Here is a 26,549-nt window from a genome sequence, read left to right on the forward strand (position 1 = left end):
TTCATTGCTTTCTATAAGTGTTTTATGCTGCATTATATTTTTATTCATAATGCCTAAGTTTATTTTCAATATCTTGTTATTATTGATATTCATTTGTTTGGTTTTTAAATTCCGTGGAAAAATAAGAAGATATTTGAATAAGAAAGTCTTTTAATAGCCTATTTCTCTAGGATCTCAAGTTAAATATTTCTTTATACCCTATAAACTTCAAGTTGCGGCTCGTAAGACGAAAACTGCTTATTATCTCCCCGCAGCGCGGGGAGATAATAAATGTGTATTGAAGTACAACGAGAATATAATTATTTGGTAACTCAATCTATTTTTTGTTTTTTATCATCTTGATAAAAGTTTCCCGTGCAGTTGGGGAACCAAGGCGTTCTGCTTCATCCAAAAGCTTCAGTGCCTTATCAATATCACTATTGCTAATTGCCTTCTTAATGGCGTCATTAAAATACTGTTCGGTATCGTTCAGTACAGGCTTAATTGTGGTAGTAGCAGGTTGCGACGTAACTGTAGCCGGTGTTATCACAGGTGCAGATAATGTTTGTGCAGAGCCGACAGTGAGCGGTTTTGGTGCTGGTGTAGAAAATATTTGCCCAATCAATATATTGCCCGCATCACGTTCTGATTTAATTTGTAGAGCTAAGGTCCCGGTTTCTGTATGGCGGGCGATGGGGTCAGGAATATTGGGGACTACGTTTCCGACTCCTTGAGCATAGGCTTTAGCAGGGTCGGTTATTTGTGTCGAGGTCTTTAAATCAGCAAGGGTAGTATAAACCAGCAGATAAATTCTCTGTTGTCCCAATGCAGGTGTTAGTTTTAATGTGCCTTCCAGTCTGTCGGCAGACATAATACCCGGTTGTTGATAGCGAAAATAATGACTTGGATAAAAGGCAGCAGGGCGTAGTTGTTCATCAAATATTAAAACATTTGGTGAATATACCTGTTTATCCTTAACCAGACTATTTAGCGTGACTTCCAACGAACCTTGATTAGCCGGTAAAGCAAATGTAGCTATTGCCCCACGAATATTTTCAGCATTGAGCCGTTGCGATGAACCATTGAGGCTAATAGTTTGTGTAGCTTGAGTATTAATTGGCTGCCATTGCAACTTCTGTAAGGTTGGCAGGGACAAAACTGGAGCAATAGCACTTGTTTCTATGCCAGATCCTGTTTTATTAACCATTACTGTATCAGATTCAGCCGTATCTGATACGGCATAACTTACAGAAGGTATTAGGTTACAAAGCAAAGCGCCGAAACAAAGCGAAAGTAATTTATTTTTCATTACCACCAAGCCTCAAATTGGGCACCAAATGTAAATTCATCGCTTTTACCACGGCTGAATTGTTGTGCTGCTGTATCACGGTAAGCTACTCCGTTGGTATAACCCCACTTTTCATTCCATTTGGCATAAGTAGCAAATACACGAATAGCAGGACGTGACCAGATACTATCGCCAGCTTGCCATTGTTGAGCCAGAGTGATTTTGTACTGATCATTGTTGGCTTTGGTGCGTTGGGATTTCACATTGTCATAGCCAACTTCCATCAAGGTACTCATAATCGGCGTCCACTTATACATTGGGCGGACACCCACGGTGTACCATGTGTTGCCGTTATTATTATCACGGTCAATATCCTGATACATGGCAACATACATGAGATCCCATTTATTTGTGAGACTGATGGCGCCATGATTCAGAACGCGCAACATATGCCCGTTATTATTGGCACTGGCACCTTCGGCGCGTCCATTATTGCTGGAGATCATTGCATCAGTTGCATACTGCAAAACAAACTTGTTGAAGCCACCTGACATGCTTTGCGTATGTTCGGCAGTCAGCATCACACCATTTTTGGATGCGTCTTTATCAAATTGATATCCCTTGCGCGCATTAGCACGCCCATAGTCAATGCCAAGCTCCAGTGTTCCACCAGCATTGACAGGTAAGTTGGCTAACCGTATATCGAAAACATCATTTGAGATTGGAATTCCTTTATGCTTGCTAGTAATCCAGCCATTCGAACCTTCGGCTTCCGTATTGCGGGTTACTGCAAAGGATACTTTGCCAAAACCAAGATCGATATTTTCCAAACCTGTACCGGGTCCGGAAATATCCCAGTAATAGAAATCGATCATATGTACATCGTGTCGCTGGTAGAAACGTTTACCAGCCCACATTGTTGCGCCAGGCAACCATTCAATGATATTGGTTGCTTGCACGTTAGCTTCACGAAATGCGGGGTTAGTGGATTCCCAATCTTTTTCCTGAGCGACCGAGTAAGCTAAATTGGTATCAAAGTAGAAACGTTTGTCACCATCTTTCCATAATTCTTGTCCTAACTTAAGTTCTGCGTAGGTCTCGCATTCGTTGCCGAGGCGGTACTTACTTTGGGCACCCGTGGTCTGGGTACATTTCTGTTCACCACCACGGCTTGCCCAGCCAATGCCTGAACGGGCGTAGCCGTGGAAATCCACAGCAGCAGCCTGTATGGATAATAAACCAGTGAATATAGTCAATGAGAGAGATAGTATACGCATAATAATTCTCCTGTTATTTTTGGTAGCCGCAGCTTTAGACTCCGGGTTCTTTATGTAAACGCTGACATGCGCTTCCATCTTCACGGAAAAGATGACAGCGGTGAGGAGCTAACCCGATAGTAAAGTTCACTCCTTCTTCCACGAGAGCAATATCAGGCTGGCGGTAAACCAAATTTTGATGAATGGCAGGTATGCGGATGTGGATCTGAGTTTCATTGCCCAGTTGTTCCACGATCTGAACTGTCCCCTCTAACGTAACATCGGCGACATCGTTAGGCAAAAGATGTTCGGGACGAATCCCCAAAGATACATTGCTTCCGATAGTGAGTCCTTTACTTTCAACAGGCAGCCAAACTGGCTGGTTGTTAGGCAGGATAATTTGTACTTGATCGACGGCAATAGCAGATACTTTTACTGGCAGGAAATTCATTTTTGGGGAACCAATAAAACCAGCAACAAAGCGGTTGGCAGGATAGTGATAGATTTCAAGGGGTTTGCCAACTTGAGCAATATTTCCTCCCTCCAGCACAACAATCTTATCTGCCAGAGTCATCGCTTCGGTTTGATCATGAGTTACATAGATCATCGTACGTTGCAGGCGTTTATGCAGGCGCGAAATCTCAATTCTCATCTGCACACGTAAAGCAGCATCCAGATTGGAAAGAGGTTCATCCAACAAAAAAATATTTGGTTCGGCAACGAGTGTTCGGCCAATAGCAACCCGCTGACGCTGCCCACCAGACAGTGCTTTGGGACGACGATCCAGCAGATGGGCTAGCTGGAGGGTTTCTGCGACCTGTTGCATTCGCTTTTGAATATCGTTTTTTTTGGCCCCTGCCAGCTTCATGCCAAATGACATGTTGTCTGCAACGGATAAATGAGGATATAACGCATAAGACTGAAAAACCATGCCAATGCTGCGTTTGGCTGGTGGGATATCATTCATTCGCTTCCCTGCGATAAGCAAATCACCGGATGTGATGTCTTCTAATCCCGCGATCATCCTGAGTAGTGTCGATTTTCCACACCCAGACGGGCCAACAAATACGACAAATTCTCCCTCCTGAATATCAAGATTGAGATCTCTAGAGATGACTGTTTCACCATATGATTTAGATACATTGCGGAATATGACGCTGGACATGTGCTCCCTCCCTAGGATTTGCCACCTCAGTCTTCTATTTATTTCCTATTCACCGTATAAGGCATCCAGAGTAAAATTGATAGCAGAATTGTGTACAAAATAACAGGCGTGAGAATCCTCCATCCCAGAGTTTTTTGTGGGGGGAGGAATCAGGATGACGAGATTAAGGCGATTAGGTATTGGAAGAATAAATTATTAAATAAGATGTGATTTGAGTCGCATAAAATGATGCCATATTAGTATTAACATTCTGATTTTAAATATTTTTGTAAGCTGGCTCACACTCATTTTGTTTAAGGCGTAGAGCAAGGGAGGATGAATATTTTCCTCGTTGGTAGCACACTGGAAACTATTTTCTAGTCATGTAGTGAAGCAACTAGTAATGAAACAGTTAGTAATACAGTTAGTAATACAGTTAGTAATAAAGTAGGTCATCCTGAACTGACAATTGATAAAAAGGACGGAATAATGACAAAAAAAATATTGAGCGTGGGTACCCGCACTCTGATATTTTCCGTTTTGACGACTTGGATGCTGTCTGCTCCTGCTGTTGCAAAGCTTGAAGAAGGCAAGCTGGTGATTTGGATTAATGGCGATAAAGGCTATAACGGACTGTCACAGGTTGGTGAAAAATTTGCAAAAGAAACGGGAATTCCTGTCGTTGTTGAACATCCCGATAAACTGGAAGAAAAATATACCCAGATTGCAGCGACCGGAGATGGGCCGGATATTATTTTCTGGGCTCATGACCGTTTTGGTGGTTATGCTCAATCAGGTTTGGTCACTGAAATTACACCTGATAATTCTTTTATCAATAAGCTATTTCCTTTTACATGGGATGCTGTTCGTTATGATGGAAAATTGATGGGGTATCCTGTCGCAGTTGAAGCACTCTCCCTTATCTACAATAAAGATTTGATCAAATCCCCTCCAAAAACATGGGAAGAAATTCCTGCCCTGGATAATGAACTGAAAAAGCAAAATAAAAGTGCAATTATGTTTAATTTGCAGGAGCCTTATTTCACCTGGCCGTTAATTGCAGCTGATGGCGGATATGCATTTAAGGCAGAAAATGGCACCTATAACGTTAAAGATAGTGGTGTTAATAATTCAGGTTCTAAAGCAGGGATGCAGTTTCTGGCTGATTTAATCAAAAATAAACATCTCAATGCTGATATTGATTATTCTATTGCTGAAGCCACTTTCAATAAAGGCAAAACAGCGATGACTATCAATGGGCCGTGGGCATGGGCGAATATAGATAAAAGCAAGATTAATTACGGAGTTACTTTATTGCCAACTTTCAAAGGAAATCCTTCTAAACCCTTTGTTGGCATCTTAACCGCAGGAATAAATGCAGCCAGTCCAAATAAAGAACTGGCGAAAGAGTTTTTGGAAAACTATCTGCTCACAAACGAAGGTCTGGCAATGATGGATAAAGATAAGCCGTTGGGAGCTGTGGCGTTGAAATCTTATCAGGCAATCCTGGAAAAAGATCCTCGTATTGCTGCTACGATGGTAAATGCCCAAAAGGGCGAAATTATGCCGAACATTTCACAAATGAGTAGCTTTTGGTACGCAATGCGTAGCGCGGTTCTTAACGTGGTTAGCGGCCGTCAAAAGGTTGATGCCGCCCTCAATGATGCCGAAGCGAGAATAACAAAATAAACGGATGACAGGTTCCTTTCAAATCAGGAGCCTTAGCGCCTATCTGGATAGGGGCTTAATTACCGGAAAGAAATAGTAACAGGACGTGCAATATGTCAGCGACATTAGAAAAAACAGTATGGTGGCAGAGTCCTGTCCTGAAATGGTTTGCTATTGGTTTGTGTCTGCTTTGTACTGGTTATTTGGTTGTACTGATGTATGCGAAGGGAGAATATCTGTTCGCCATGTTGACATTGGTATTACTGGGAAGTGGTATTTATATTTTTTCCAATAGTAAGGCTTATGCTTGGCGTTATACCTATCCAGGAATTGCTGGAATAGGGTTGTTTATCCTGTTTCCGCTTATCTGCACGATTGCCATTGCCTTTACAAATTACAGCAGCACTAATCAATTAACTTTTGAACGTGCTCAAACTCTGCTAATGAGTCGTCAATATCAGGCAGGACAGCCATTTAATTTCAAACTTTATTCTGTATCTGAGCAGTGGGTTTTAGTACTGAACGTCTCTGATAGTTCTCAATGGCTGGTATCTTCTCCTTTTTCACTCTCTGGGACGGAAGAAATTACTTTACCTTTACATGAACAGGAAATAAATTTTGAAGGTGATGCTGCGACACTTCGTACCATTACCCAGCATCGGCAGGTATTAGGTCAACTAGTGGCGGTTCTTCCCGATGGCAGTAAGTTGAGAATGAGTTCCCTGCGTCAGTTTTCAGCTATACACCCTCTTTATTCCCTTAGCGAAGATGGGACAACACTGACGAATAAACAAACGGGCATACAATATCGACCAAATATGGAGACAGGGTTCTATCAATCCATTAACGCTGAGGGGGCATGGAATAAGGAAATATTGAGTCCTGGATTCACAGTTCCTATTGGTTGGAAAAACTTCTTACGGGTGATACAGGATGAAGGTATTCAAAAACCTTTTTTGTCTATTTTTGTCTGGACGATGCTTTTTTCTTTGCTGACAGTTAGCTTAACGGCTGCGCTAGGCATGATCCTCGCTTGTATTATGCAGTGGGAAGCCCTTAAGGGGCGAGCAATTTACCGTGTACTGCTTATTTTGCCTTATGCGGTTCCTTCATTTATCTCAATTTTGATTTTCAAGGGTTTGTTTAATCAGAGTTTTGGTGAAATAAATCTGGTGCTGAATGGGTTGTTTGGTCTTAAACCGGATTGGTTTGCAGATCCGATATTGGCTCGAACGATGTTGATTGTCGTAAATACATGGTTGGGCTATCCCTATATGATGATCCTCTGTATGGGGCTGCTAAAGGCGATCCCGAATGATCTCTATGAAGCATCGGCGCTTGATGGAGCAGGGCCATGGCAAAACTTCACCAAAATTACCTTTCCATTATTGATTAAGCCTTTGACTCCGTTGCTGATTGCCAGCTTTGCTTTTAACTTTAATAACTTTGTCCTGATTCAGTTGTTAACCAATGGTAGGCCAGATCATATTGGCACAACCACTCCAGCGGGTTATACCGATCTTTTGGTGAGTTATACCTACCGTATTGCGTTTGAAGGGGGTGGCGGGCAGGATTTTGGCCTGGCAGCAGCAATTGCGACACTAATATTCCTGTTAGTGGGTGCGTTAGCCATCATCAATTTGAAAACCACTCGCATTAAATTTGACTAAGGAGATAAAAGTATGGCGATGGTGCAACCCAAATCGCAACGCTGGCGGGTATGGATAACACATCTATTTATGTTGGCTTTTATCGCTTTGATTTTATTTCCTTTGTTGATGGTGATTGCTATTTCTTTGCGTCCGGGAAATTTTGCGACAGGTAGTCTCATTCCAGACGCTATTTCATGGGAACATTGGAAGCTCGCACTTGGCTATAGTGTAGAATCTTCTGATGGGCATATGATACCCCCGCCATTTCCCGTTATGCAGTGGCTGTGGAATTCGGTGAAAGTTGCATTTATTACTGCGACTGGAATTGTTGCATTATCAACGACCTGTGCATATGCGTTTGCCAGAATGCGTTTTCGCGGTAAGAGTGTTTTACTGAAAAGTATGTTGATTTTTCAGATGTTCCCCGCGGTACTTTCGTTGGTAGCACTATATGCCCTGTTTGATCGGTTGGGAGAATATCTTCCTTTTCTTGGACTCAATACCCACGGCGGGGTGATTTTTGCCTATATGGGGGGGATAGCTCTGCATGTATGGACGATCAAAGGTTATTTTGAAACGATAGATCGCTCGCTGGAAGAAGCCGCTATGTTGGATGGGGCATCATCGTGGCAAGTTTTCCGTTTGATATTACTGCCGCTTTCTGTGCCGATATTGGCTGTCGTGTTTATCTTGTCTTTTATTGGTGTAATTACTGAAGTCCCCGTTGCCTCGTTGTTACTACAGGACGTAGACAATTACACGTTAGCTGTTGGTATGCAGCAATATCTTCACCCTCAAAACTATCTCTGGGGCGATTTTGCCGCCGCAGCAGTGCTTTCTGCCATTCCTATTACTATGGTTTTTCTACTTGCCCAACGTTGGTTAGTCGGAGGATTGACTTCGGGAGGCGTGAAGGGCTGATCGTTGGTTAAAGCTAAAAATCCCCAGAAGCATAGATAACTATGTGACTGGGGTGAGTAAGCGTCGCCAATAAAGCTACAATCTGGAAGACGAAGAGTATATAAGTGAGTTTTCTGGTCTTGATTATAGCCATGTGTTAACTGAAAACTGTTTTTTCCCTTCTACACAATTTAACAAGTTATAAACTGTGCTTTCTGGCTTCTCCTATTGCTTGCAGCAGTTGGTTGATATGCGTATCTGCAAACATTGTTTCCAATGTAGTGGTGAGTTTTCGCCGCCAGTTGGGATATTCCGTCGTAGTGCCGGGGATATTGACAGGATTTGCCATATCCAGCCAGTCTTCAGGCTGTAATCCTAATAGGGCGCAATTGCTATGGGCAATATAGCAATGTATAGCTTGATTAATAGAGACTGACATGGGCAGCTCAGCTTGCTTCGATAATGTAGTTTGCTGCGATGCACCTTGGGCATCCTCTGTAGGCTGTGTTTCAGGTTCTGGCAGATAACCGTGGCGGATTAAATTAGCTAATAATTCCTGTTTACAGCGTTTACGATCAGTATGTAACTCAGCGAGAAGTGTTTTATCAGGATATAAACCGATGGACTCACCCAGGCTCAGATCTCTGGCTTGCCAGAAACCACGTAGAGTAGGTAAGTCATGAGTGGTAATGGTTGCCATGGCTTGTTGAGGATATTCTTCTGGAGAACGGTATTCACCTTGTTCGTTGCGCTCAAAATAAAATACTTTATAAGAGTAAACGCCTCGTTCCCGTAATTTATCGACAATTTCTTGCGGTACAATTCCTAAATCCTCGCCAATTACCATGCAATGATTACGTTGACTTTCCAGCGCAAGTATTGCCAGCAGATCATCAACCGGATAATGGACATAAACACCTTTATCTGCTGTTTCGCCTTGTGGTATCCACCAGAGCCTGAGTAGAGACATGACATGATCAATGCGCAATGCACCACAATGGCTCATATTACTGCGTAGCAATTCAATGAAAGGCTGATAGGATTGAGCTTTTAATTCATGTGGATTCATTGGTAGAAGTCCCCAATTTTGTCCCCGTGGCCCTAAAATATCGGGTGGTGCACCTATTGATGCTTTAGTGCAGTAGATGTTTCGGTTACACCATGTTTCTGAACCGCCTTGTGCTACACCCACAGCAAGATCACGATAAATACCAATTGACATGTGATTGCTCTGGCTTGCAGTGAAACATTCTCTAAGCTGTATGTCCGCCAGCCACTGTAACCAAAGGAAAAACTCGATTTCTTGTAAATGTGAGTGACAGAATTCTTTAACTGTTTCACTTTCTGGCTCACGGTATTTTTCCGGCCATACAGGCCAGCCCCAGTAAGCATTATTTTCTTCGTAGAGTTGATGGTGAAGTGCATCGTAAGTTGCTTGAGAGTAAAGATTTTTACCACCCTTAAGCACAAATTTCTGAAAATCGATTTGTTGAATATCATCGTCGGGCCGACTCTTAAATTGTGGATAAGTCAGACGAAGTGCGTCCATTTTCAATGCCATCACGGTAGTATAATCGACCCACTCAGCTTGACGGGCTTGCTGGAGTTTGATTTGTGTTTCTGGCGAGTGCCACCATATTTGTGCTTCGGCATTCTGCCTAAAGTCTTCTACCTGATTCACTGCAATATAAATAATATTGAGCCAGTGGCGGGAAGACGGGCTGTAAGGGCTGGCACTTTCGGGCATTGCGGGATATATGGCATGCAGGGGATTTAAGCCAACAAAAGCGCCTCCATGTTGCGCCAGTTCTTGCAGCATGTATTTGAGGTCGCCAAAATCACCGATCCCCCAGTTATTTTCTGAACGTAGGGTATAAAGCTGAATGCAGGCCCCCCAGAGTTTTCCACCTTGTGTTAATGCCTGGGGTTCGTAGCAACGTTCGGGAGCAACAATAAGTTGTATGGATTGTTGCTGAGGACGGTTTTCTTGTTCCATTTCTGGTATGAGTGTCAGCGTGTGGTATCCCAAAGGAAGCCCGATTGGCAATGTGAATTGCTGTTGGCAGTGACCATGAAATATTTCGCCTTGTTCAGTATATATCTGCCATTGGTAATTTCCTGCCTCATTCAGAGGCAGGGTGGCTGTTTGTCCTTGAGTAATCACTTTTACGTTAGGTAAAGCAGGCATATGAGAAGAAACAGGCCTTTCGACCGGTATATTCATGCTCATAGCTTCCAGTATTCGGTGCCTGATTTCAGTCGGAATGGCCTGTGGTTTGCCATAGGCATTAATGTATTCGCTGGCAATGCCAGCCTCAGTTGCCAGGTCATTGAGGCTTTTATTTTTCATATTCAATCCCTCAATCTTTCAACCTCTACTGGGTCTGCCAGATGCGCTGTTGATAATCCTGAATAGTGCGGTCAGAACTAAATTTCCCCATTCGGGCTGTATTAAGCACAGTACTGTGTGTCCAGGCCTGAGTATCTCGGTACAGAGTGTCAATTTGTTGATGAGCCTGGCAGTATGAGGCAAAGTCAGCCAGTACTAAATAAGGATCACCTCCGTCAGTCAGGCTATGCAGCATAAGATCAAATGCGTGCGTATTTCCATGACTGAATTCACCCTTGGAAAGGGTATTCAGTATGCCTTTCAGGTGGTGATCCTGCCGCAGAATATCTTGTGGGTCATAGCCATTATTTAGTAAGGCCTTGGCTTCTTCTACCGTCTTTCCGAAGATGAAGATGTTGTTATTTCCAACTTGTTCAGCGATTTCAACATTTGCGCCATCCAATGTTCCGACAGTCAGCGCACCGTTTAAGGCTAATTTCATGTTACCTGTACCAGAGGCTTCTTTGCCTGCCGTGGATATTTGCTCAGACACATCTGCTGCTGGGATCATTAATTCTGCTACGGAAACGTTGTAATCGGGAATAAGGGCAATTTTGATGCGATCACGGACAATCGGATCATGATTGATCTTCTTGGCGGCATGATTAATTGCAGAAATGATGTTTTTTGCCAGATAGTAGCCCGGTGCAGCTTTAGCGCCAAACAGGAACACGCGGGGATGAATATCCAGCTCCGGATTTTCCTGAATCTGTCGGTAAAGTGACAGAATATGGAGAAGGTTCAGGTGTTGGCGTTTGTATTCATGCAGGCGCTTTATCTGCACATCAAAAATAGCATGGGGATCCAGTTTGAGTCCCATGACTTTATTGACATAGTTGGACAGGCGGATTTTATTGTCCTGTTTGATGGTTCGGTAAGCTGAACAGAATACGCTGTCATCAGCATAAGGTTCAAGTTGTTTGATAATACTAAGGTCATTAACCCATTTGCTATTTAATGTCTGGCTAATCAGTGAAGAAAGTGCCGGATTACACTGTCTTAACCAACGGCGAGGGGTAACTCCATTGGTCACATTGTGGAATTTTGTCGGCCACAATTGGTGATATTCGGGGAATAGATCTGTCACGATCAAGGATGAATGTAGTGCTGCGACCCCGTTAATAGCAAAGCAGGCGACAACGCAGAGATTAGCCATTCTGACTTGATTATCATGGATAACCGCCAGTTTTTCCCAGACTTGTTGGTTATTAGGCCAAGTCTGCTCCACGGTTTTTTTAAAGCGTCGGTTAATTTCGAGAATAATACTGTGATGGCGTGGCAAAAGTTCTCGGATCAGGGATTCATCCCAACGTTCCAAACCTTCTGGTAGCAAAGTATGGTTGGTATAGGCAAAAGTTTTTCCGGTAATTTCCCATGCGGTTTCCCAGCTTAATTGGTGTGTATCAAGCAAAAGCCGCATCATTTCAGGAATGGCGATTGTGGGATGGGTATCGTTAAGCTGGATGACTTCGAATTGCGGCAGTGTTTCTATTTTTCGCCCTGCGTGTTGGTGGCGGCGCAGAATATCCGCCACGGCACAGGCACATTGAAAATACTGTTGCATCAGACGAAGGCGTTTACCCGTTTGGTGATTGTCATTTGGGTAGAGCACTTTGGTTAGGCTGTCTGCTTCAATGCCTTGCTGTTCGGCATGCAGGAACTGCCCATCATTGAAAAGCGAGAGATCAAAGGGATTATCATATGTCGCTTGCCATAGGCGTAGTGGCTGAATAACTCCATTACCATACCCAATTACCGGTAAATCCCAGGCCTCACCAATGAGAGTAAATGCGGGAACCCATTTTTCATGTCCATCGGCGGTTTTTATGTTTTCGCCACCAAAACTGACATTAACTTTTAATTGTGTGTTATGACGAAACCACGGATAGCTGCTTCTTCCCCAATCATCGGGTGCTTCAATTTGCTGCCCGTGTTCAAAAGACTGGCGGAATAGTCCATATTGATAATTTAGACCATATCCCGTAGCCGGTTGATTGAGCGTCGCCATTGAATCGAGAAAACAAGCTGCCAGCCGTCCCAATCCGCCATTACCTAATGCGGGATCGGCTTCTTCTTCCAATACCTCACTTAAAATGATGCCATATTCCGCTAAATAAGTTTGTACATCATCGTACCAACCAAGATTCAGTAAGTTATTAGCTGTCAGACGCCCTATCAAAAACTCCATTGAGATATAGTTCACGTGACGCTGACCATCAGGGGATGGTATGGCGTGCTTTTGCTGAGAAGAAAAGGGGAGTAATTCAGAAAGAGCGGAACTGACAGCCTGCCACCGCTGATGCAGGGTCATTTCCTGAACTGAATCAAGGCCAAAACGTTGCCATTGGCGTATGAATGCAGACTGAAACGCAGCTTTATCTAATTTGGGATTTTTATCTGTTGCGGATCTTTTATCGAATTCGGATAGTTGCATCGCGTTGTTATCCTGTCACTGAATAAGGGAAATGTGGGGGATTATTTAACGGGATATGCTGGGGGCTAGAGAGAAGTGAAACATCATCCCGTGAAAATATTCGCGGGGAGGAGTGCAAGGGCGTAGCTATTTCTTTCGAATCTTTTCGCAATTTCATTGAGAAATGGAAAGGTTACAATCCCAGAATGTGACAGGGTGCAATTTAACACAATGTAATCAATCAACTTGTTTGCAAAAGATGGGCGTTTCTCTAAATTTGGTTGGGCATTTGATAAATGCTAATGATGTAAGTGATCAAATAGCATCGGTCAAAATTTTCATACTCAATGAATTTCGGGTTTAAGCCAACAAAGCTACAGCTTGAAATACCAAGGGTATATTGATTTCGTTGCTTGTGAAGGGAGGAAATTAATGCTTATCCCATCGAAACTCAGTCGCCCCCTTCGTCTGAGTAATATGGTCATGCGGGAGCGTTTGCTAGACAAGCTCAATTCCGCACAGGATCATAAGCTTGTATTGATAACCAGTCCTGCCGGATATGGTAAAACCACCCTGATGTCACAGTGGGCTGCCAGACAGCATAATTTGGGGTGGTATTCACTGGATGACAGCGATAATCAGCCAGAACGTTTTGCCAGTTATTTGATTACGGCCATTCAGCAGGCAACACAGGGGCACTGTGTGAAAAGTGAGATTCTGGCCCAGAAACATCAATATGCCAACTTATCGGCATTGTTTGCTCAACTGTTTATTGAACTCAGTGAATGGCGGCAATCGGTTTTGCTGGTGATTGACGATTATCATCTGATAGTTAATGGTTTGATCCATGAAGCGATGCGTTTTTTTCTCCGCCACCAGCCAGAAAATTTAACATTGATGATTCTATCACGCCACCTGCCATCGTTAGGCGTTGCCAACCTGCGGGTACGAGAACAGTTATTGGAGATTGATAGCCAGCAGTTGGCATTTGATTATCAGGAAACCCATCAGTTTTTTGCCAACCGTTTGGCAAATCCGTTGGACGCTGATAATTGCAAGCAACTATGCAACGATGTTGCGGGATGGGCAACAGCTTTGCAGCTTATTGCTCTTTCAGCCCGCCAATCGGGCAATGCGGCTGAAATATCAGCCAAGCGTCTTTCAGGGATTAATGCAACTCATCTGGCTGATTACCTTGTCGATGAGGTTTTAAATCGCGTGGATCAGGCGACACGTGATTTTTTGCTGCACAGTTCTATTCTGCGTTCCATGAATGATGGGTTGATTGTTTGTCTGACGGGGGAGGAAAACGGTCAGCAACGTCTTGAAGATATAGAACGGCAGGGGTTGTTTATCCAGCGAATGGATGATTCTGGAGAATGGTTCTGTTTCCATCCTTTGTTTGCATCATTTTTGCGTCAACGCTGCCAATGGGAAATGGCAACGAAATTGCCTGAATTACACAGGGCGGCAGTAAAAGGATGGTTGATGCAAGGATTCCCAGGGGAGGCTATTCACCATGCCCTTGCTGCCGGAGATTCCGTGTTGTTGAGAGATATTTTGCTGCAACATGCCTGGGAACTGTTCAATCACAGCAAACTGTCTTTGCTGGAAGAGTGCATGAATGCACTGCCATATGAACAGTTATTGGAAAGTCCTCGTCTGGTATTGTTGCAAGCATGGTTGGCACAGAGTCAGCATCGTCACTATGAGGTGAATGCGCTATTGAACCAAGCTGAGCAATCGTTGCAGCAAAAACAGATAGCGATTGAGCCGGAATTATTGGGGGAATTTGATGCCCTGCGAGCTCAGGTGGCAATCAACGATGGCCGGCCAGACGATGCAGAAGCTTTGGCTGAGAAGGCGCTAATGACGTTGCTGCCCGATAATCAATATGGTCGCATTGTAGCAATGTCAGTGAAAGGAGAAGTATTGCATTGTAATGGGCAGCTGGCGAGTGCACTGGCTCTGATGAAGCAGACGGAGCAACTCGCCCGACTTTGCCATGTTTATCACTATGCGTTATGGGCATTGTTGCAGCAAAGTGAGATTTTGCTGGCGCAAGGTTATTTACAGGCTGCCTATGATACTCAGACCCATGCATTTGATTTAATACGTGAACAGCATCTGGAACAGTTGCCAATGCATGAATTCCTGCTAAGGATCCGTTCGCAGCTTCTGTGGTGTTGGGCCCGCATTGATGAATCTGAAAAAGCAGCACGTCGAGGTCTGGAAGTGCTGTCCAATTTCCAGCCACAGCAACAATTGCAATGTCTGACCCAATTGGCTAAATGTTCTTTGAGCCGTGGGGATATTGATAATGCCCGTCGTTACTTATCCCGTTGTGAAAATCTGTTGAGTAATGGGAATTATCACCAAGATTGGCGCACAAATACCGACAAACTGCGTGTCGTCATCTGGCAGAGTTTGGAAGATAGCAACGCGGTGACTCAATGGTTGCTACAGGCGGAAAGACCAGAAAGCTTCTGTAACCATTTTAACCAAAACCAGTGGCGTAATATTGCCCGCGCACAAATCCTGCTGGGTCAGTATGAAGAAGCTGAGTCTATATTGAATAAGTTGAGTGAATACGCGAGAAAACTACTGCTTATCAGCGACTTGAACCGTAATCTTCTTCTGTGCAATCTGCTGTACTGGCAGCTTGGACGCAAAGCGGAGGCTCAGGATGTTTTGATGGAAGCATTGAGCTTAGCTAATCGCACAGGGTTCATTAGCCATTTTGTTATCGAAGGGGAATTAATGGCTTTGCAACTTCGCCAGCTCATTCAGCTCAATATATTGCCTGAAATGGAACAGCATCGTGCACAGCGCATTCTGCGGGAAATCAACCGCCAGCATCGACATAAGTTTGCTCATTTTGATGAGGTATTTGTTGAGCAATTACTCACGCATCCTTATGTGCCGGAACTTATCCGCAATAGTCCGCTTACCCAGCGTGAATGGCAGGTCTTGGGTTTGATTTATTCTGGTTATAGCAATGATCAGATAGCAACAGAATTGGATGTGGCGGCGACTACGATTAAAACCCATATACGAAACTTATACCAAAAAATGGGGATTACGCACCGGCAGGAAGCTATTCAGCAGGCCCAGAGCTTAATGCAGATGATGGGATTGGGAGTTTAATGACTTTCTCTCATACTCTTTCTGAATGTGATTTGTTCATTTTTAATATTATTAATAAATATTAATCAAGGGGTATATGCATTTAAGATATATATTAAATTTTAAAAATATTTAATATTTTTTGTTGTCTTTTTGTGATCGTAATCTAATTTAAATGGGATTAATCTAATTCTCATCACAGCAGGGTATTTTTTCATTGTTGAATGTAACTAATAGTGGTGAGTGCTATGGAAAATAAAAACCATCTTGAAGACACACTTTCTCGTTTTGTTGGTCAAGGTCCTTATTTGGTCATTGATGGCGAAAAATATATTGATGCGGCATCAGGAACATTTAATTTACCACTTGGGTATACAAATCAAAGAATTGCAGAAAAGCTCAAACAGCAAATTGATAGATGTACACATTTAAGTTCAGCTTATACACATGAAATGTCACAGTTTATTTTAAGTAAACTCGTGAAACATACACCAAAAGGAATAGATCATATTTGGTTGAGGGATGTTTCTGGTTCTGGGGCGGTTGAATGTGCCATCCGTATAGCGCAAAAAGCTACGGGTCGTTCCGGTATTATCTCATTTTTCCTTGCTCATCACGGGCAATCTCTGGCGACAGCACAGATTTCTGGTAATGCGTTCAGAATAAAAGATTTCCATATCAACATTGATGGTTCGATAAAAATTCCAGCGCCAACCAGTGTCTTGGCCGAATCAGAATCACAGTCGGAAAGAGTGCCGTTTGTCGATCTGGAACAGTTTATTCAATTAGGTTCTAGCGACAATATCGCATGTCTGATTATTGAACCGATTCAGGGAAATGGGGGGAACAACGTTTTTCCGGTAGAGTTCTACCGCAAGATCAGGGATATCTGTCATCAGCATGGGATTATCATCATTGCGGATGAAGTACAGACCGGTTTTGGTCGCACAGGAACCTTCTTCGCCTCAACGGGTTATGCTAAGGATTTAGAGCCGGACATTATTGTGTTCGCCAAAGGTGCGGGAGGTATTGGGATCCCGACCGGCGGTGTGTTGATGCGTCATTCACTGGATGTGTTGGAATCGTTTGAACATTCCAGTACTTCGGGTGCCAATCCCCTTTCTTTAGTCGCCCTCAACGAAGTCATTGATATTATTGAAGATGACCATGTTCTGGAAAATGTACAGCAAAATGAAGGTCATTTACGTGATGGATTGCTGAAGTTACAGCATAAATATCCGGAAATCACGGGAGTCAGGGGAGTGGGATATATGTATGGTTTTGATACGCCCTCGCCTGAGTTTGCAGCCCGGGCGATTGCAACTGCCAGCCGCCACCATTTGATTTTACGTGGTTCCCGCTATGGAAAAGGAAAAACAATTAAAGTTCGCCCACCGCTGATTTGTACACCGGCTCATCTGGACGAAATTTTATACAAACTGGATCTGACTTTTGCAGAATTAACGGTTACTTCACCAGTATATAGGGAGATTGCGTAATGTTAGCACTTAAATACCATCAGGCATGGAATGTCCAGATCCAACAAGTTGAACCGTTGTCTTGTATTGAAGCTGATGACGTTGTTGTTGATATTGCGGTATGTGGCATTTGTGGCACCGATGTGGGCATTATTACTGACTCTTACCCGGTTGCTGTATCGGGAACCACATTGGGTCATGAGACTACGGGTGTAGTGGCTGAAATTGGCAAAGGTGTGACTCAGTTTCAAGTTGGGGATCGTGTTGTCATCAACCCGACATACTCTTGCGGGCATTGCCGGATGTGCCAAACAGGAAATCCTAATCATTGCGAGAAAAAAATGGGGACGGAAGCAGGGGTTTCCTACGATGGGGCGTTTGCGGGCCAATATCTGGCAAAAGAAAATCTGCTAATCAAGCTGGATGAACATGTCAGCATGGAAGACGCGTCGTTGACAGAGCCATTGAGTTGCACACTGACGGGAGTGGATAAACTTGGGATCACCCACACGAATATTCGTGCGGCAGTAGCGGGTGCCGGCCCTATGGGAATGCTGTATATCTGGGCATTGCATGAGCGGGGCGTTAAGGCATTTATGGTTGAGAAAAATGAGAGCCGGAGGCAGTTTGCCAAAAATAATTTGCCGTCAGAATGTCAGTTATATTCCGATTTTGATGAAGCATTGATTCAGGAATATGGCGATAAGACAACTTTGCTTGATTTATGCGTGGATACAACAGGGCAATTGACTGAATATATTTTTGACCATCTGGCTCCGGGTGGAAAGTTACTGAATGTAGCCCTGAAAGATAAACATGCCAGCTTAGATATTATGAAGATTGCCGATAAAAGCCTCTCTGTTATCGGCTCTATTGACTCTTTGAACAACAGTTTTGAACGCGCTTATGCCATGATCCGTGATGGTATCATTCCTGTAGGACGCTTAATTAGTCATGTATTTGATTTCAAAGATTATCAACAAGCTTTCCTCACAGTTGGCTGTGATATCGCGGCAAAAACTCAAATACCGCTTAGTACCCCAAACTGCAAGGTATTGATACGCATATCCGACTTAAAATAATGAATTTCTTGAAGGCTATTTTTGATGGATAAATGGAATGTCATTTTTGATATCGACGGCGTTATTGTTGATAGTGAACAACTGCACTTTGACGTATTACTTGATGTACTGTCTGATGCATTAGGCGAACAAGCACCAGACCAAATAGCGGATATTCAACCACAGCAATTGATAGGGCTCAGTCTGGAGGAAACCTTGGATAAGGTTGGGTGTCCATCATCAATGCAACAAGACATTACCCAAAAAATTATTTCGCGCTATAAAACAAAATTGTCAGGGCATTATCTGCGTCCGGGAATTACTAATCTGATTACTGCCTTGCAACAAAATGGTACTAATTTTGGATTTGTTTCCACGGCACCGCGTGATGTGTGTTTAACCAATCTTGGTTTGCTGGATCTGTATGAACTGCCAGCCTTGATTTCGGGTGATGACGTAGAAAGAACCAAGCCTTTTCCTGATCCTTATTTGGCTATGCTGAGGCTGAAAGCGATGGATGTTCATCAAACATTAGTGATTGAAGATACTGATTTGGGGATTGCGGCGGCAAAACAGGCTGGTATTCCGTCGATATATGCCTGGCCTCACGCTTTGTCTTTGACAGAGCAATATGAGCAGGCTACCGGCGTTATTGTGAAGTTAGCGGATATTCCCCAGTTTGAAGGTATTGTTTGAAGATCTTGCTTGAAGGTATTAGTACCAAGTTAATGTGATGCTTTGATGATAAACATTGGGTGTCTTTTTGGTGCCCTTCGATAAATTTAGGGGAGGGCATGATTTTAAAAAAGAATAGCTTTAAAAGAATATAATTTGGAGGAATTAAGTTGTCTGAAGAATATGTAGCCTCTTCGATAAAGCAGCCGATCATGGCAACACGGATTTCGTTTTTTATTGCCGGATTCAGCATTGCAAGTTGGGCACCACTGATCCCGCTGGTAAAGGAACGATTGGGGTTGAGTGATGGCTCAATGGGGTTGCTGATATTGATATTTGGTATCGGCTCTTTCATTATGATGCCGATTGCAGGCATGCTGGCGACTCGTTTTGGTTGCCGGAAGGTTTTTACCTTCTTTGCCTTGCTGGCAATTTTGATATTGCCGGGGCTTAGTGTGCTCTCTACACCACTGACACTGGCTTGTGCCTTGTTTGTATTCGGTGCAGGCATTGGCGCGACTGATGTGGTAATCAATATTCACGCGGTCAATATTGAGAAACAGGTGCATCAACCGGTTATGTCGGGTTTCCATGCGTTGTTCAGCTTGGGGGGGATTGCCGGTGCAGGTCTTGTCAGCTTATTGCTGTTTATGGGCATTCCTCCATTTCAGGTCACCGTTGCTGTGGCGTTATTCATTATCCTGTTGTTGCTGCCGACGTGGAATGGGTTACTGGATAACGCTGAAACGGAGGAAACGCCATTTTTTGCCTTACCCCGGGGCATTGTTATTCTGATTGGCTCTCTCTGTTTTGTCGTTTATTTAATGGAAGGTTCCATGCTGGATTGGAGCGGGATCTTGCTAAGTAGCGTACATGACATGAGTCTCCATCAGGCTGGTTTTGGCTACACACTCTTCGCCATTACGATGACATGCGGCCGATTTTTGGGCGATAGAATTATTGCGGCTTTTGGATACCGGCGTGTATTTTTGGGCAGCGCAATTTTAGCAACATCAGGTTTTGTTCTTATCTATCTGGCTACTGGCATGGTTCAGCTGGGAATTGCTTTCCTGATGATAGGTGCAGGGTTGTCTAACTTGGCACCGATGTTTTTCACCGCATCCGGGCAGCAAAAAGTAATGCCTGATGCGTTAGCAGTTTCTGCCGTTTCGACAATGGGATACTCGGGGATACTGCTTGGCCCGGCAATTATCGGAGGTTTAGCCCATCAAATAACATTGCATGGTGCTTTTGGCTGGATTGCTTTGCTGTCTCTTTCATTATTAGCGGGATACGGTTTGATTAATCCCCCCAAAAAATAACAGGGTAAATATTGATGAATTTGCAGGAATGTCAGTGGTTGAATGAGCCTGCCTCATGGTGGCATCAGGAAGATGAACTTCATGTTATGACGGATCATAAAACCGATTTCTGGCGTGATACATGGTATGGTTTTCAGCGTCATAGTGGTCATGTATTTGGTGGCTATATTGATGATTTTGAGCTTGAAGACGGTTTTACCGTTCAGTTTTGCATTGAAGGCCAGTTTGAGCAGTTATACGATCAGGCTGGCATTATGTTGCTGGTGGATGAGCAACATTGGCTGAAAGCCGGAATCGAGCATTCTGACGAGCAGGCAACCATTGGTAGTGTGCTGACAAATGGAGGCTCAGACTGGGCGATGGGAATTTTTCCGGGTAATCCCGATAAGTTTTGGCTGCGGCTCACTTATGGAGAGGATGCTATCCGGTTACAGTATTCCACTGATGGTGTGACATGGCCGTTACTGAGATTGTCTCCTTTTAAGGTGAGTAATCGGCGCATTTTTGTTGGCGCAATGTGTTGCTCGCCGGAGCGTGAAGGATTACAGGTGAAATTTTCTGATTTCAGGTTGATGCCATCAATGAAAAAACACCTGCATGATTTGAGTTAGTGTGTTACGACGTACTAATGGTTTTTTATCCAATTATGATCTTATTTTGGTGTATTAAAAGATAAGGTGCTGCGGTTGCAGCACCTCAAAGAACGGTTCTTTAAGATAATTACCGACCCAAATAATTATCCCAATCTTTCCAGACGGGTTGCAAACCGACTCTGGCTAAAGTCTCAGCGACCTGAAAAACGGGACGATTGTCGTGGGGAGCAAATTGCTCCAGCTCGTGATGCCCATCGGCATAGCCGCCCGGTTGGGTTTTGGAACCTGCACTGATGCTATTGATCGCGAGTGGCACAACGTGATCGCGGAAGAAAGGTGACTCGCGGGTGGAAAGTGAAAGTTCTACATCTGGTGCCAGCAGGCGAAATGCGCAAATCAGTTGCACCAATTCGGCTTCATTCATGATGGAAGCTGGTTCAATGCCGCCTGCACAGGGGCGTAGCCGTGGGAAGGAGATGGAGTAACGACTTTTCCAGAATTGTTTTTGCAGGAAAAGCAGATGCTCCGCTACCATATAGCAATCGGTTCTCCAATTGTGGGATAACCCGATCAAAGCACCCAATCCAATCTTGTCGATACCTGCCCGTCCAAGGCGTTCTGGTGTTTCCAGCCGCCAGTGGAAATCCTGTTTTTTGCCTTTTAAATGGTGCAACTGATAGCTGGGTTGGTGATAAGTTTCTTGGTAGACCATCACGCCATCCAGCCCCAGAGTTTTTAGTTCGGCGTACTCTTCTTGTGCCAATGGCTGGACTTCCATTGAGGCTGAACTGAAATGGCGATGTATCAAGGGAAGATAGCGGCGAAAATAATCCATGCCAACTTTGTTTTGATGCTCTCCTGTTACCAGCAAGATGTGCTCAAATCCCAGTTTCTTCAGTGCCAGGCATTCCGCCTCAATTTCCTGTTCATCCAGCGTCTTGCGTTTAATGTGATTACTCATGGAGAAACCACAATAGGTACAGTCGTTAGCACACAGATTGGAAAGGTAGAGTGGGATAAAAAATCCCACGGTATTACCAAAACGCTGGCGGGTGAGTTGCTGCGCACGCTGGGCGAGCGGCTCAAGATACGGCAGAGCGGCGGGGGAAAGCAGTGCCATAAAATCATCCAGAGTCAGACGGTCGCTATATCATTAGTGCGCGTTTAACATTCTGTGATGTTTTACTGTTGATGCTCAGGGTGATGTCATCCCAATCCAATTGTTCCCAGCGCCGGCGAAAAGTGGCGGATTTCATAATGCCCCCAGAAAATCAGTCAGCGGGCTGGAAGCTTCAGCGTGAGATTTCTGGCTTGCTACGCCCGCCTGATGTGACAGTTCGCCGGCTTCAATGGCGGTTTTGAACGCCAATGCCATTTTTACCGGATTGCGGGCAACTGCAATCGCGGTATTGACCAGCACCGCATCCGCGCCCATTTCGATGGCGGCCAGAGCATGGCTCGGCGCCCCGATACCTGCATCAACAACGACGGGAACGTTAGCCTGTTCGATGATGATTTGCAGAAAGTCGCGGGTCAGCAAGCCCTTATTTGAGCCGATAGGTGCCCCCAATGGCATGACAGCAGCACAGCCAACCTCTTCCAGCCGACGGCACAGGACGGGATCCGCACCACAATAAGGCAGGACGATAAACCCTTCTTTCACTAATTGTTCAGCCGCTTTCAGCGTTTCAATCGGATCGGGCAGCAGGTATTTGACATCGGGGTGGATCTCCAGCTTTACCCAGTTGGTTCCCAATGCTTCCCGCGCAAGATGAGCGGCGAATATCGCCTCTTCTGCGGTTTTTGCGCCAGAAGTATTGGGGAGCAGCTTAACACCCAACTGTTGCAGCGGCGCGAGAATGCCATCTTCATTGCCATGAAGATCGATTCGTTTCATCGCCATTGTTACTAATTGACTTCCAGAAGCGCGGATCGATTCGATCATTAATCCTGCATTCGAGAATTTGCCGGTTCCGGTAAACAGGCGGGAGTGAAAGTGAGAATCAGCAATCTTTAACATAATTAATCTCCGACAATATTCGCCACATTAACCACCGGCAATGGCCTGAAACAGCAGGATACTGTCCCCATCATTAACATGATGGGTATGCCATTCTGAACGCGGGATAATGGCCTGGTTGATGGCTAAGGCGATACCTGTTTGAGTGCGCTGTATATGTTCAAGCAACTGTCCGATTGTGATGGGCGCACTGAGTGTGATCGGTTGATCGTTGACGATAATATTCATGCAACTTCTTTTCCTGTCTCATTTTTGCCGCTATTCGCGTTTTCAGGCTCATTTTTTGCAATAGTGGCTTGTTGGGCAACCGTTCGGCAAATCGGGCACTGTGGTGACCGGGTAAGCTGTAACGTACTCCAGCTCTGTTGTTTGCCATCAAATAACCGGAGTTTTCCGTTTAAGGGAGAGGGAAGGCCAGCCAGCATCTTGATGGCTTCTAATGCTTGCAATGTGCCGATCACACCAACGATGGGACCTAATACTCCGGCTGTCCGACAATTGCGTTGCGGTTCTTCCTGATCGGGATAAAGGCAGGTATAGCAGCCGTACTGATAAGGAGGGGAGAGAACTAACAGTTGCCCGCTGAAACCGACGGCACTGCCGCTGATAAGTAGTTTGTTTTCTGCAACGCAAGCGGCATTGATGGCATGGCGGGTTGCCATGTTGTCGCAACAATCCAGTACTAAATCTGCCTTCCTGACCGTGTTCAACAAAGATTCATTATCTTGCCTTTTGGTCAGTTCTGTTGCCGTGATCAGTGGGTTCAGGCCTGTCAGTTGTTTTACTGCCAACTTTGCTTTATTGGCGGGAATATCACCTGTGCGATAGAGGATCTGGCGTTGCAGATTGGAGATATGTAATTGGTCATCATCCGCAAGATAAAGAGTACCGACTCCTGCTGCTGCGAGATAGAGTGCAGCAGGTGAGCCTAATCCACCGAGGCCAACAATCAGTACCTTGCTGATTTTTAGTTTTTCCTGGCCTTCAGGGCCAATGTCTTCCAGTAATAATTGGCGACTGTAACGTATAAATTCTTGATCGTTTAACATAAAAGCCCCCGATCCTGACCTTCAACTAAATGAAGTAAACGGGTTGTTACCTGCCGCCAGTCTTTCGCTTTTGTAATGGCACTGGCCAGTGCCACGCCACCGACACCGGTTGCAACAACATCCGGTACGCGTTCCAGTGAAATGCCGCCAATGGCAACGGTAGGGCATTCCGGTGTTATTTCCACTTGATGTTTGAGTGCGACAAGTCCTTGTGGTGGTGAAAGCATCTCTTTTGTGGTGGTAGGGAAAATATGCCCCAGTGCGATATAAGAAGGACGCAGGGCTTTTGCCCGCGCCAGTTCCTGTTGGTTATGGGTGGAAATACCCAGACGCAACCCCGCTTGCCGGATGGCATTGAGATCAGCGATATCCAGATCTTCTTGTCCCAAATGAACGCCATAGGCTTGGTATTTTATAGCTAAGCGCCAGTAATCGTTAATGAACAAACGGGCATTGTAGTGGCGGCCAAGTGTTATGGCAGTTTGAATATCTTTCTCTACCTGCTTTTCTGGTTGATCCTTGATACGCAGTTGCAAGGTTCTGACGCCTGCTTCCAGTAAGCGCTCAATCCATATCAGGGAATCCACGACAGGATAAAGCCCCAAGCGTTGCGCTGTCGGAGCAAAATTCTGTTCCAGTTTTGCTGCATAATCGCGTACATCTTGCGTAATTTTCATGGAGCAGAATTTGGGTCCGCACATAGAACAGAATTGGGCGACTTTGCCAGATTCTTGCGGCAGGGTTTCATCGTGATAGGCGCGGGCGGTATCAGGGTCAAGTGCCAGATTGAATTGATCTTCCCAGCGGAATTCAAAACGTGCTTTTGACATGGCATTGTCACGGATTTGAGCACCGGGATGGCCTTTGGCAAGATCAGCGGCATGGGCCGCGATTTTGTAAGTGATCAACCCCTGCTTCACATCTTCTTTATTGGGTAAGCCGAGATGTTCTTTGGGGGTGACGTAACACAGCATGGCACAGCCAAACCAACCGATCATGGCAGCCCCGATGCCGGAAGTAAAATGGTCATAACCGGGGGCGATATCGGTTGTCAGTGGCCCTAAGGTATAGAATGGCGCTTCGTGGCAATGCTCCAGCTCTTCCGTCATATTACGGCGGATTAAATGCATCGGGATATGCCCCGGCCCTTCGATCATGACTTGAACATCGTATTCCCATGCGATTTTGGTCAGCTCGCCGAGCGTATGCAGTTCTGAAAATTGTGCTTCGTCGTTGGCATCCTGAATTGAACCAGGGCGCAGTCCATCCCCCAAAGAAAGGGAAACGTCATATGCGGCGCAGAGTTCACAGATTTCCCGAAAGTGGGTATAGAGGAAGTTTTACTGATGATGGGAAAGACACCATTTCGCCATGATGGAACCACCACGGGAAACAATGCCTGTCAGCCGTTTGGCGGTCATTGGAACATAGCGCAGCAATACACCGGCATGAATGGTGAAATAATCAACTCCTTGCTCGGCTTGCTCCAATAAAGTGTCGCGGAACATTTCCCATGTCAGGTTTTCCGCTATTCCGTTAACTTTTTCCAGTGCCTAATAAATCGGGACAGTGCCGATAGGAACCGGGCTGTTGCGCAGTATCCATTCGCGGGTTTCATGGATATAGCGTCCGGTGGAGAGATCCATCACGGTATCTGCACCCCAGCGGGTAGACCAAAGCAGTTTTTCCACCTCTTCTTCAATGGATGAGGTGACCGAGGAGTTACCGATGTTGGCATTTACTTTAACCAGGAAATTGCGGCCGATAATCATTGGCTCGGATTCCGGGTGGTTAATATTGGCGGGAATAATCGCGCGACCAGCCGCCACTTCCTGACGAACAAATTCTGGTGTGATGTTTTCAGGTAGATTGGCACCGAAATTTTGTCCCGGGTGTTGTTGGCGCAGGATCTCACTGCGGATACGTTCGCGTCCCATATTTTCGCGCAGTGCGATAAATTCCATTTCTGGTGTAATGATGCCTTGGCGCGCATAGTGCAACTGGGTGACGCGCTTGCCTTGCCTGGCTTTCAGCGGATGCGGGCGATGGTGAAAACGCAGGTGATCAAGCCCTGAGTCTGCGAGGCGTTTCTGGGTAAAGTCGGAGCTAAGAACTGAAACGGGTTCAATATCATTGCGTTCGTCGATCCACGATTGGCGGATTTTGTGCAATCCCGTTTGTACATCCAGTACGGAAGCAGGATCGCCATAAGGGCCTGAAGTGTCATAAACCGGAACGGGTTCATTTTCCTCAAATTGGGGATTTTCTTTGGTGCCGCCGGTGAGTGTAGGGGAAAGTTGGATCTCACGCATCGGAACTTGGATATCAGGGCGTAAGCCTTCAAGATAAATACGTTTTGAATTGGGGAAAGTCACCCCTTGAACGGTGTTGATAAACGTTTGTGCGGCATCTCGTTGAGCCTTGCGCGGCCTTGCCTGATGGGATTTTGGCGAAATATCAGCCGTTGGGATAATGGCATTTGGAATAGCGGTATTTGAGATAACGGTATTATTGGACTTAGACATAGCAAATTCCT

The 26,549-nt window shown here is 44.9% G+C and carries 17 protein-coding genes and 2 pseudogenes; 9 read left to right on the forward strand and 10 right to left on the reverse strand.

The annotated features are described in order from the left end of the window. Positions 1 to 316 precede the first annotated feature (316 nt). The 3 genes from malM to malK are packed head-to-tail and all read right to left on the reverse strand — an operon-like array spanning position 317 to position 3,688. Positions 317 to 1,288: a maltose operon protein MalM gene (gene malM, locus BM329_RS09225; protein WP_092552054.1), complete on the reverse strand. Its 972-nt coding sequence runs from the start codon at positions 1,286 to 1,288 to the stop codon at positions 317 to 319. Beyond that, on the reverse strand, positions 1,288 to 2,544 hold the full coding sequence (locus BM329_RS09230) for a maltoporin (RefSeq protein WP_092552057.1): 1,257 nt from the start codon (positions 2,542 to 2,544) through the stop codon (positions 1,288 to 1,290). The genes malM and BM329_RS09230 overlap by 1 nt, the downstream gene beginning before the upstream one ends. 34 nt (positions 2,545 to 2,578) lie before the next feature. Beyond that, the gene (malK, locus tag BM329_RS09235) at positions 2,579 to 3,688 is read right to left on the reverse strand and encodes a maltose/maltodextrin ABC transporter ATP-binding protein MalK (protein ID WP_092552060.1); all 1,110 of its coding nucleotides are present in this window, start codon (positions 3,686 to 3,688) and stop codon (positions 2,579 to 2,581) included. Positions 3,689 to 4,156: 468 nt separating this feature from the next. Here malK and malE point away from each other — a divergent pair, with 468 nt between their 5' ends. From malE to malG, 3 genes are all read left to right on the forward strand, one after another. Then, positions 4,157 to 5,356 (forward strand): maltose/maltodextrin ABC transporter substrate-binding protein MalE, encoded by a 1,200-nt coding sequence (gene malE, locus BM329_RS09240; protein WP_092552063.1) that lies wholly within the window; start codon positions 4,157 to 4,159, stop codon positions 5,354 to 5,356. A gap of 92 nt (positions 5,357 to 5,448) precedes the next feature. Further along, positions 5,449 to 7,005 carry a maltose ABC transporter permease MalF gene (malF, locus tag BM329_RS09245; RefSeq protein WP_092552066.1) on the forward strand — a complete coding sequence of 519 codons (1,557 nt, stop codon included), beginning with the start codon at positions 5,449 to 5,451 and terminating at the stop codon, positions 7,003 to 7,005. 12 nt (positions 7,006 to 7,017) lie between these two features. Then, on the forward strand, positions 7,018 to 7,908 hold the full coding sequence (malG, locus tag BM329_RS09250; RefSeq protein WP_092552069.1) for a maltose ABC transporter permease MalG: 891 nt from the start codon (positions 7,018 to 7,020) through the stop codon (positions 7,906 to 7,908). A gap of 178 nt (positions 7,909 to 8,086) precedes the next feature. On the opposite strand, the gene malQ is transcribed toward malG, so the two are convergent. Together malQ and malP are read right to left on the reverse strand one after the other, a co-directional pair. Beyond that, complete coding sequence (malQ, locus tag BM329_RS09255) at positions 8,087 to 10,237, reverse strand: 4-alpha-glucanotransferase (protein ID WP_092552072.1); 2,151 nt, start codon at positions 10,235 to 10,237, stop codon at positions 8,087 to 8,089. A gap of 25 nt (positions 10,238 to 10,262) precedes the next feature. Beyond that, positions 10,263 to 12,710, reverse strand: coding sequence for a maltodextrin phosphorylase (malP, locus tag BM329_RS09260; protein WP_092552075.1), 2,448 nt, complete (start codon positions 12,708 to 12,710; stop codon positions 10,263 to 10,265). Between the two features lie 411 nt (positions 12,711 to 13,121). Here malP and malT point away from each other — a divergent pair, with 411 nt between their 5' ends. From malT to BM329_RS09290, 6 genes are all read left to right on the forward strand, one after another. Next, positions 13,122 to 15,836 carry an HTH-type transcriptional regulator MalT gene (gene malT / locus BM329_RS09265; RefSeq protein ID WP_092552078.1) on the forward strand — a complete coding sequence of 905 codons (2,715 nt, stop codon included), beginning with the start codon at positions 13,122 to 13,124 and terminating at the stop codon, positions 15,834 to 15,836. A gap of 227 nt (positions 15,837 to 16,063) precedes the next feature. Next, a complete protein-coding gene (locus tag BM329_RS09270; RefSeq protein ID WP_092552081.1) occupies positions 16,064 to 17,314 on the forward strand; it encodes a class-III pyridoxal-phosphate-dependent aminotransferase in 1,251 nt (416 codons plus the stop codon). Further along, a complete protein-coding gene (locus tag BM329_RS09275; RefSeq protein ID WP_092552084.1) occupies positions 17,314 to 18,375 on the forward strand; it encodes a zinc-dependent alcohol dehydrogenase in 1,062 nt (353 codons plus the stop codon). Before BM329_RS09270 ends, BM329_RS09275 begins: the two co-directional genes overlap by 1 nt. A 24-nt stretch (positions 18,376 to 18,399) precedes the next feature. Further along, a complete protein-coding gene (locus BM329_RS09280) occupies positions 18,400 to 19,050 on the forward strand; it encodes an HAD family hydrolase (protein WP_092552087.1) in 651 nt (216 codons plus the stop codon). A gap of 191 nt (positions 19,051 to 19,241) precedes the next feature. Next, on the forward strand, positions 19,242 to 20,351 hold the full coding sequence (locus tag BM329_RS09285; protein WP_177216241.1) for an MFS transporter: 1,110 nt from the start codon (positions 19,242 to 19,244) through the stop codon (positions 20,349 to 20,351). Positions 20,352 to 20,365: 14 nt separating this feature from the next. Then, the gene (locus BM329_RS09290; RefSeq protein ID WP_092552094.1) at positions 20,366 to 20,962 is read left to right on the forward strand and encodes a DUF1349 domain-containing protein; all 597 of its coding nucleotides are present in this window, start codon (positions 20,366 to 20,368) and stop codon (positions 20,960 to 20,962) included. A gap of 109 nt (positions 20,963 to 21,071) precedes the next feature. Here BM329_RS09290 and thiH read toward each other — a convergent pair. The 5 genes and pseudogenes from thiH to thiC form a co-directional block, all read right to left on the reverse strand. Further along, positions 21,072 to 22,200 (reverse strand): annotated as a pseudogene (gene thiH / locus BM329_RS09295) (2-iminoacetate synthase ThiH). Continuing rightward, positions 22,197 to 22,964 (reverse strand): thiazole synthase, encoded by a 768-nt coding sequence (locus BM329_RS09300; protein WP_092552097.1) that lies wholly within the window; start codon positions 22,962 to 22,964, stop codon positions 22,197 to 22,199. The pseudogene thiH and the gene BM329_RS09300 overlap by 4 nt, the downstream one beginning before the upstream one ends. 27 nt (positions 22,965 to 22,991) lie before the next feature. Then, positions 22,992 to 23,192: a sulfur carrier protein ThiS gene (gene thiS, locus BM329_RS09305; protein ID WP_092552100.1), complete on the reverse strand. Its 201-nt coding sequence runs from the start codon at positions 23,190 to 23,192 to the stop codon at positions 22,992 to 22,994. After that, positions 23,189 to 24,013 carry a HesA/MoeB/ThiF family protein gene (locus BM329_RS09310; RefSeq protein WP_092552104.1) on the reverse strand — a complete coding sequence of 275 codons (825 nt, stop codon included), beginning with the start codon at positions 24,011 to 24,013 and terminating at the stop codon, positions 23,189 to 23,191. The genes thiS and BM329_RS09310 overlap by 4 nt, the downstream gene beginning before the upstream one ends. After that, a pseudogene (gene thiC / locus BM329_RS15035) lies at positions 24,007 to 26,538 on the reverse strand (phosphomethylpyrimidine synthase ThiC). Before thiC ends, BM329_RS09310 begins: the two are co-directional and overlap by 7 nt. Positions 26,539 to 26,549: the final 11 nt, after the last annotated feature.

This window comes from Xenorhabdus koppenhoeferi, from assembly GCF_900116635.1.
Lineage (GTDB): Bacteria > Pseudomonadota > Gammaproteobacteria > Enterobacterales > Enterobacteriaceae > Xenorhabdus > Xenorhabdus koppenhoeferi.

Bases quoted from the DNA above. Each gene is read 5' to 3' on its own strand.
- malM (WP_092552054.1), bottom strand. From the start codon at position 1,288: ATGAAAAATAAATTACTTTCGCTTTGTTTCGGCGCTTTGCTTTGTAAC.
- BM329_RS09230 (WP_092552057.1), bottom strand. From the start codon at position 2,544: ATGCGTATACTATCTCTCTCATTGACTATATTCACTGGTTTATTATCC.
- malK (WP_092552060.1), bottom strand. From the start codon at position 3,688: ATGTCCAGCGTCATATTCCGCAATGTATCTAAATCATATGGTGAAACA.
- malE (WP_092552063.1), top strand. From the start codon at position 4,157: ATGACAAAAAAAATATTGAGCGTGGGTACCCGCACTCTGATATTTTCC.
- malF (WP_092552066.1), top strand. From the start codon at position 5,449: ATGTCAGCGACATTAGAAAAAACAGTATGGTGGCAGAGTCCTGTCCTG.
- malG (WP_092552069.1), top strand. From the start codon at position 7,018: ATGGCGATGGTGCAACCCAAATCGCAACGCTGGCGGGTATGGATAACA.
- malQ (WP_092552072.1), bottom strand. From the start codon at position 10,237: ATGAAAAATAAAAGCCTCAATGACCTGGCAACTGAGGCTGGCATTGCC.
- malP (WP_092552075.1), bottom strand. From the start codon at position 12,710: ATGCAACTATCCGAATTCGATAAAAGATCCGCAACAGATAAAAATCCC.
- malT (WP_092552078.1), top strand. From the start codon at position 13,122: ATGCTTATCCCATCGAAACTCAGTCGCCCCCTTCGTCTGAGTAATATG.
- BM329_RS09270 (WP_092552081.1), top strand. From the start codon at position 16,064: ATGGAAAATAAAAACCATCTTGAAGACACACTTTCTCGTTTTGTTGGT.
- BM329_RS09275 (WP_092552084.1), top strand. From the start codon at position 17,314: ATGTTAGCACTTAAATACCATCAGGCATGGAATGTCCAGATCCAACAA.
- BM329_RS09280 (WP_092552087.1), top strand. From the start codon at position 18,400: ATGGATAAATGGAATGTCATTTTTGATATCGACGGCGTTATTGTTGAT.
- BM329_RS09285 (WP_177216241.1), top strand. From the start codon at position 19,242: ATGGCAACACGGATTTCGTTTTTTATTGCCGGATTCAGCATTGCAAGT.
- BM329_RS09290 (WP_092552094.1), top strand. From the start codon at position 20,366: ATGAATTTGCAGGAATGTCAGTGGTTGAATGAGCCTGCCTCATGGTGG.
- BM329_RS09300 (WP_092552097.1), bottom strand. From the start codon at position 22,964: ATGTTAAAGATTGCTGATTCTCACTTTCACTCCCGCCTGTTTACCGGA.
- thiS (WP_092552100.1), bottom strand. From the start codon at position 23,192: ATGAATATTATCGTCAACGATCAACCGATCACACTCAGTGCGCCCATC.
- BM329_RS09310 (WP_092552104.1), bottom strand. From the start codon at position 24,013: ATGTTAAACGATCAAGAATTTATACGTTACAGTCGCCAATTATTACTG.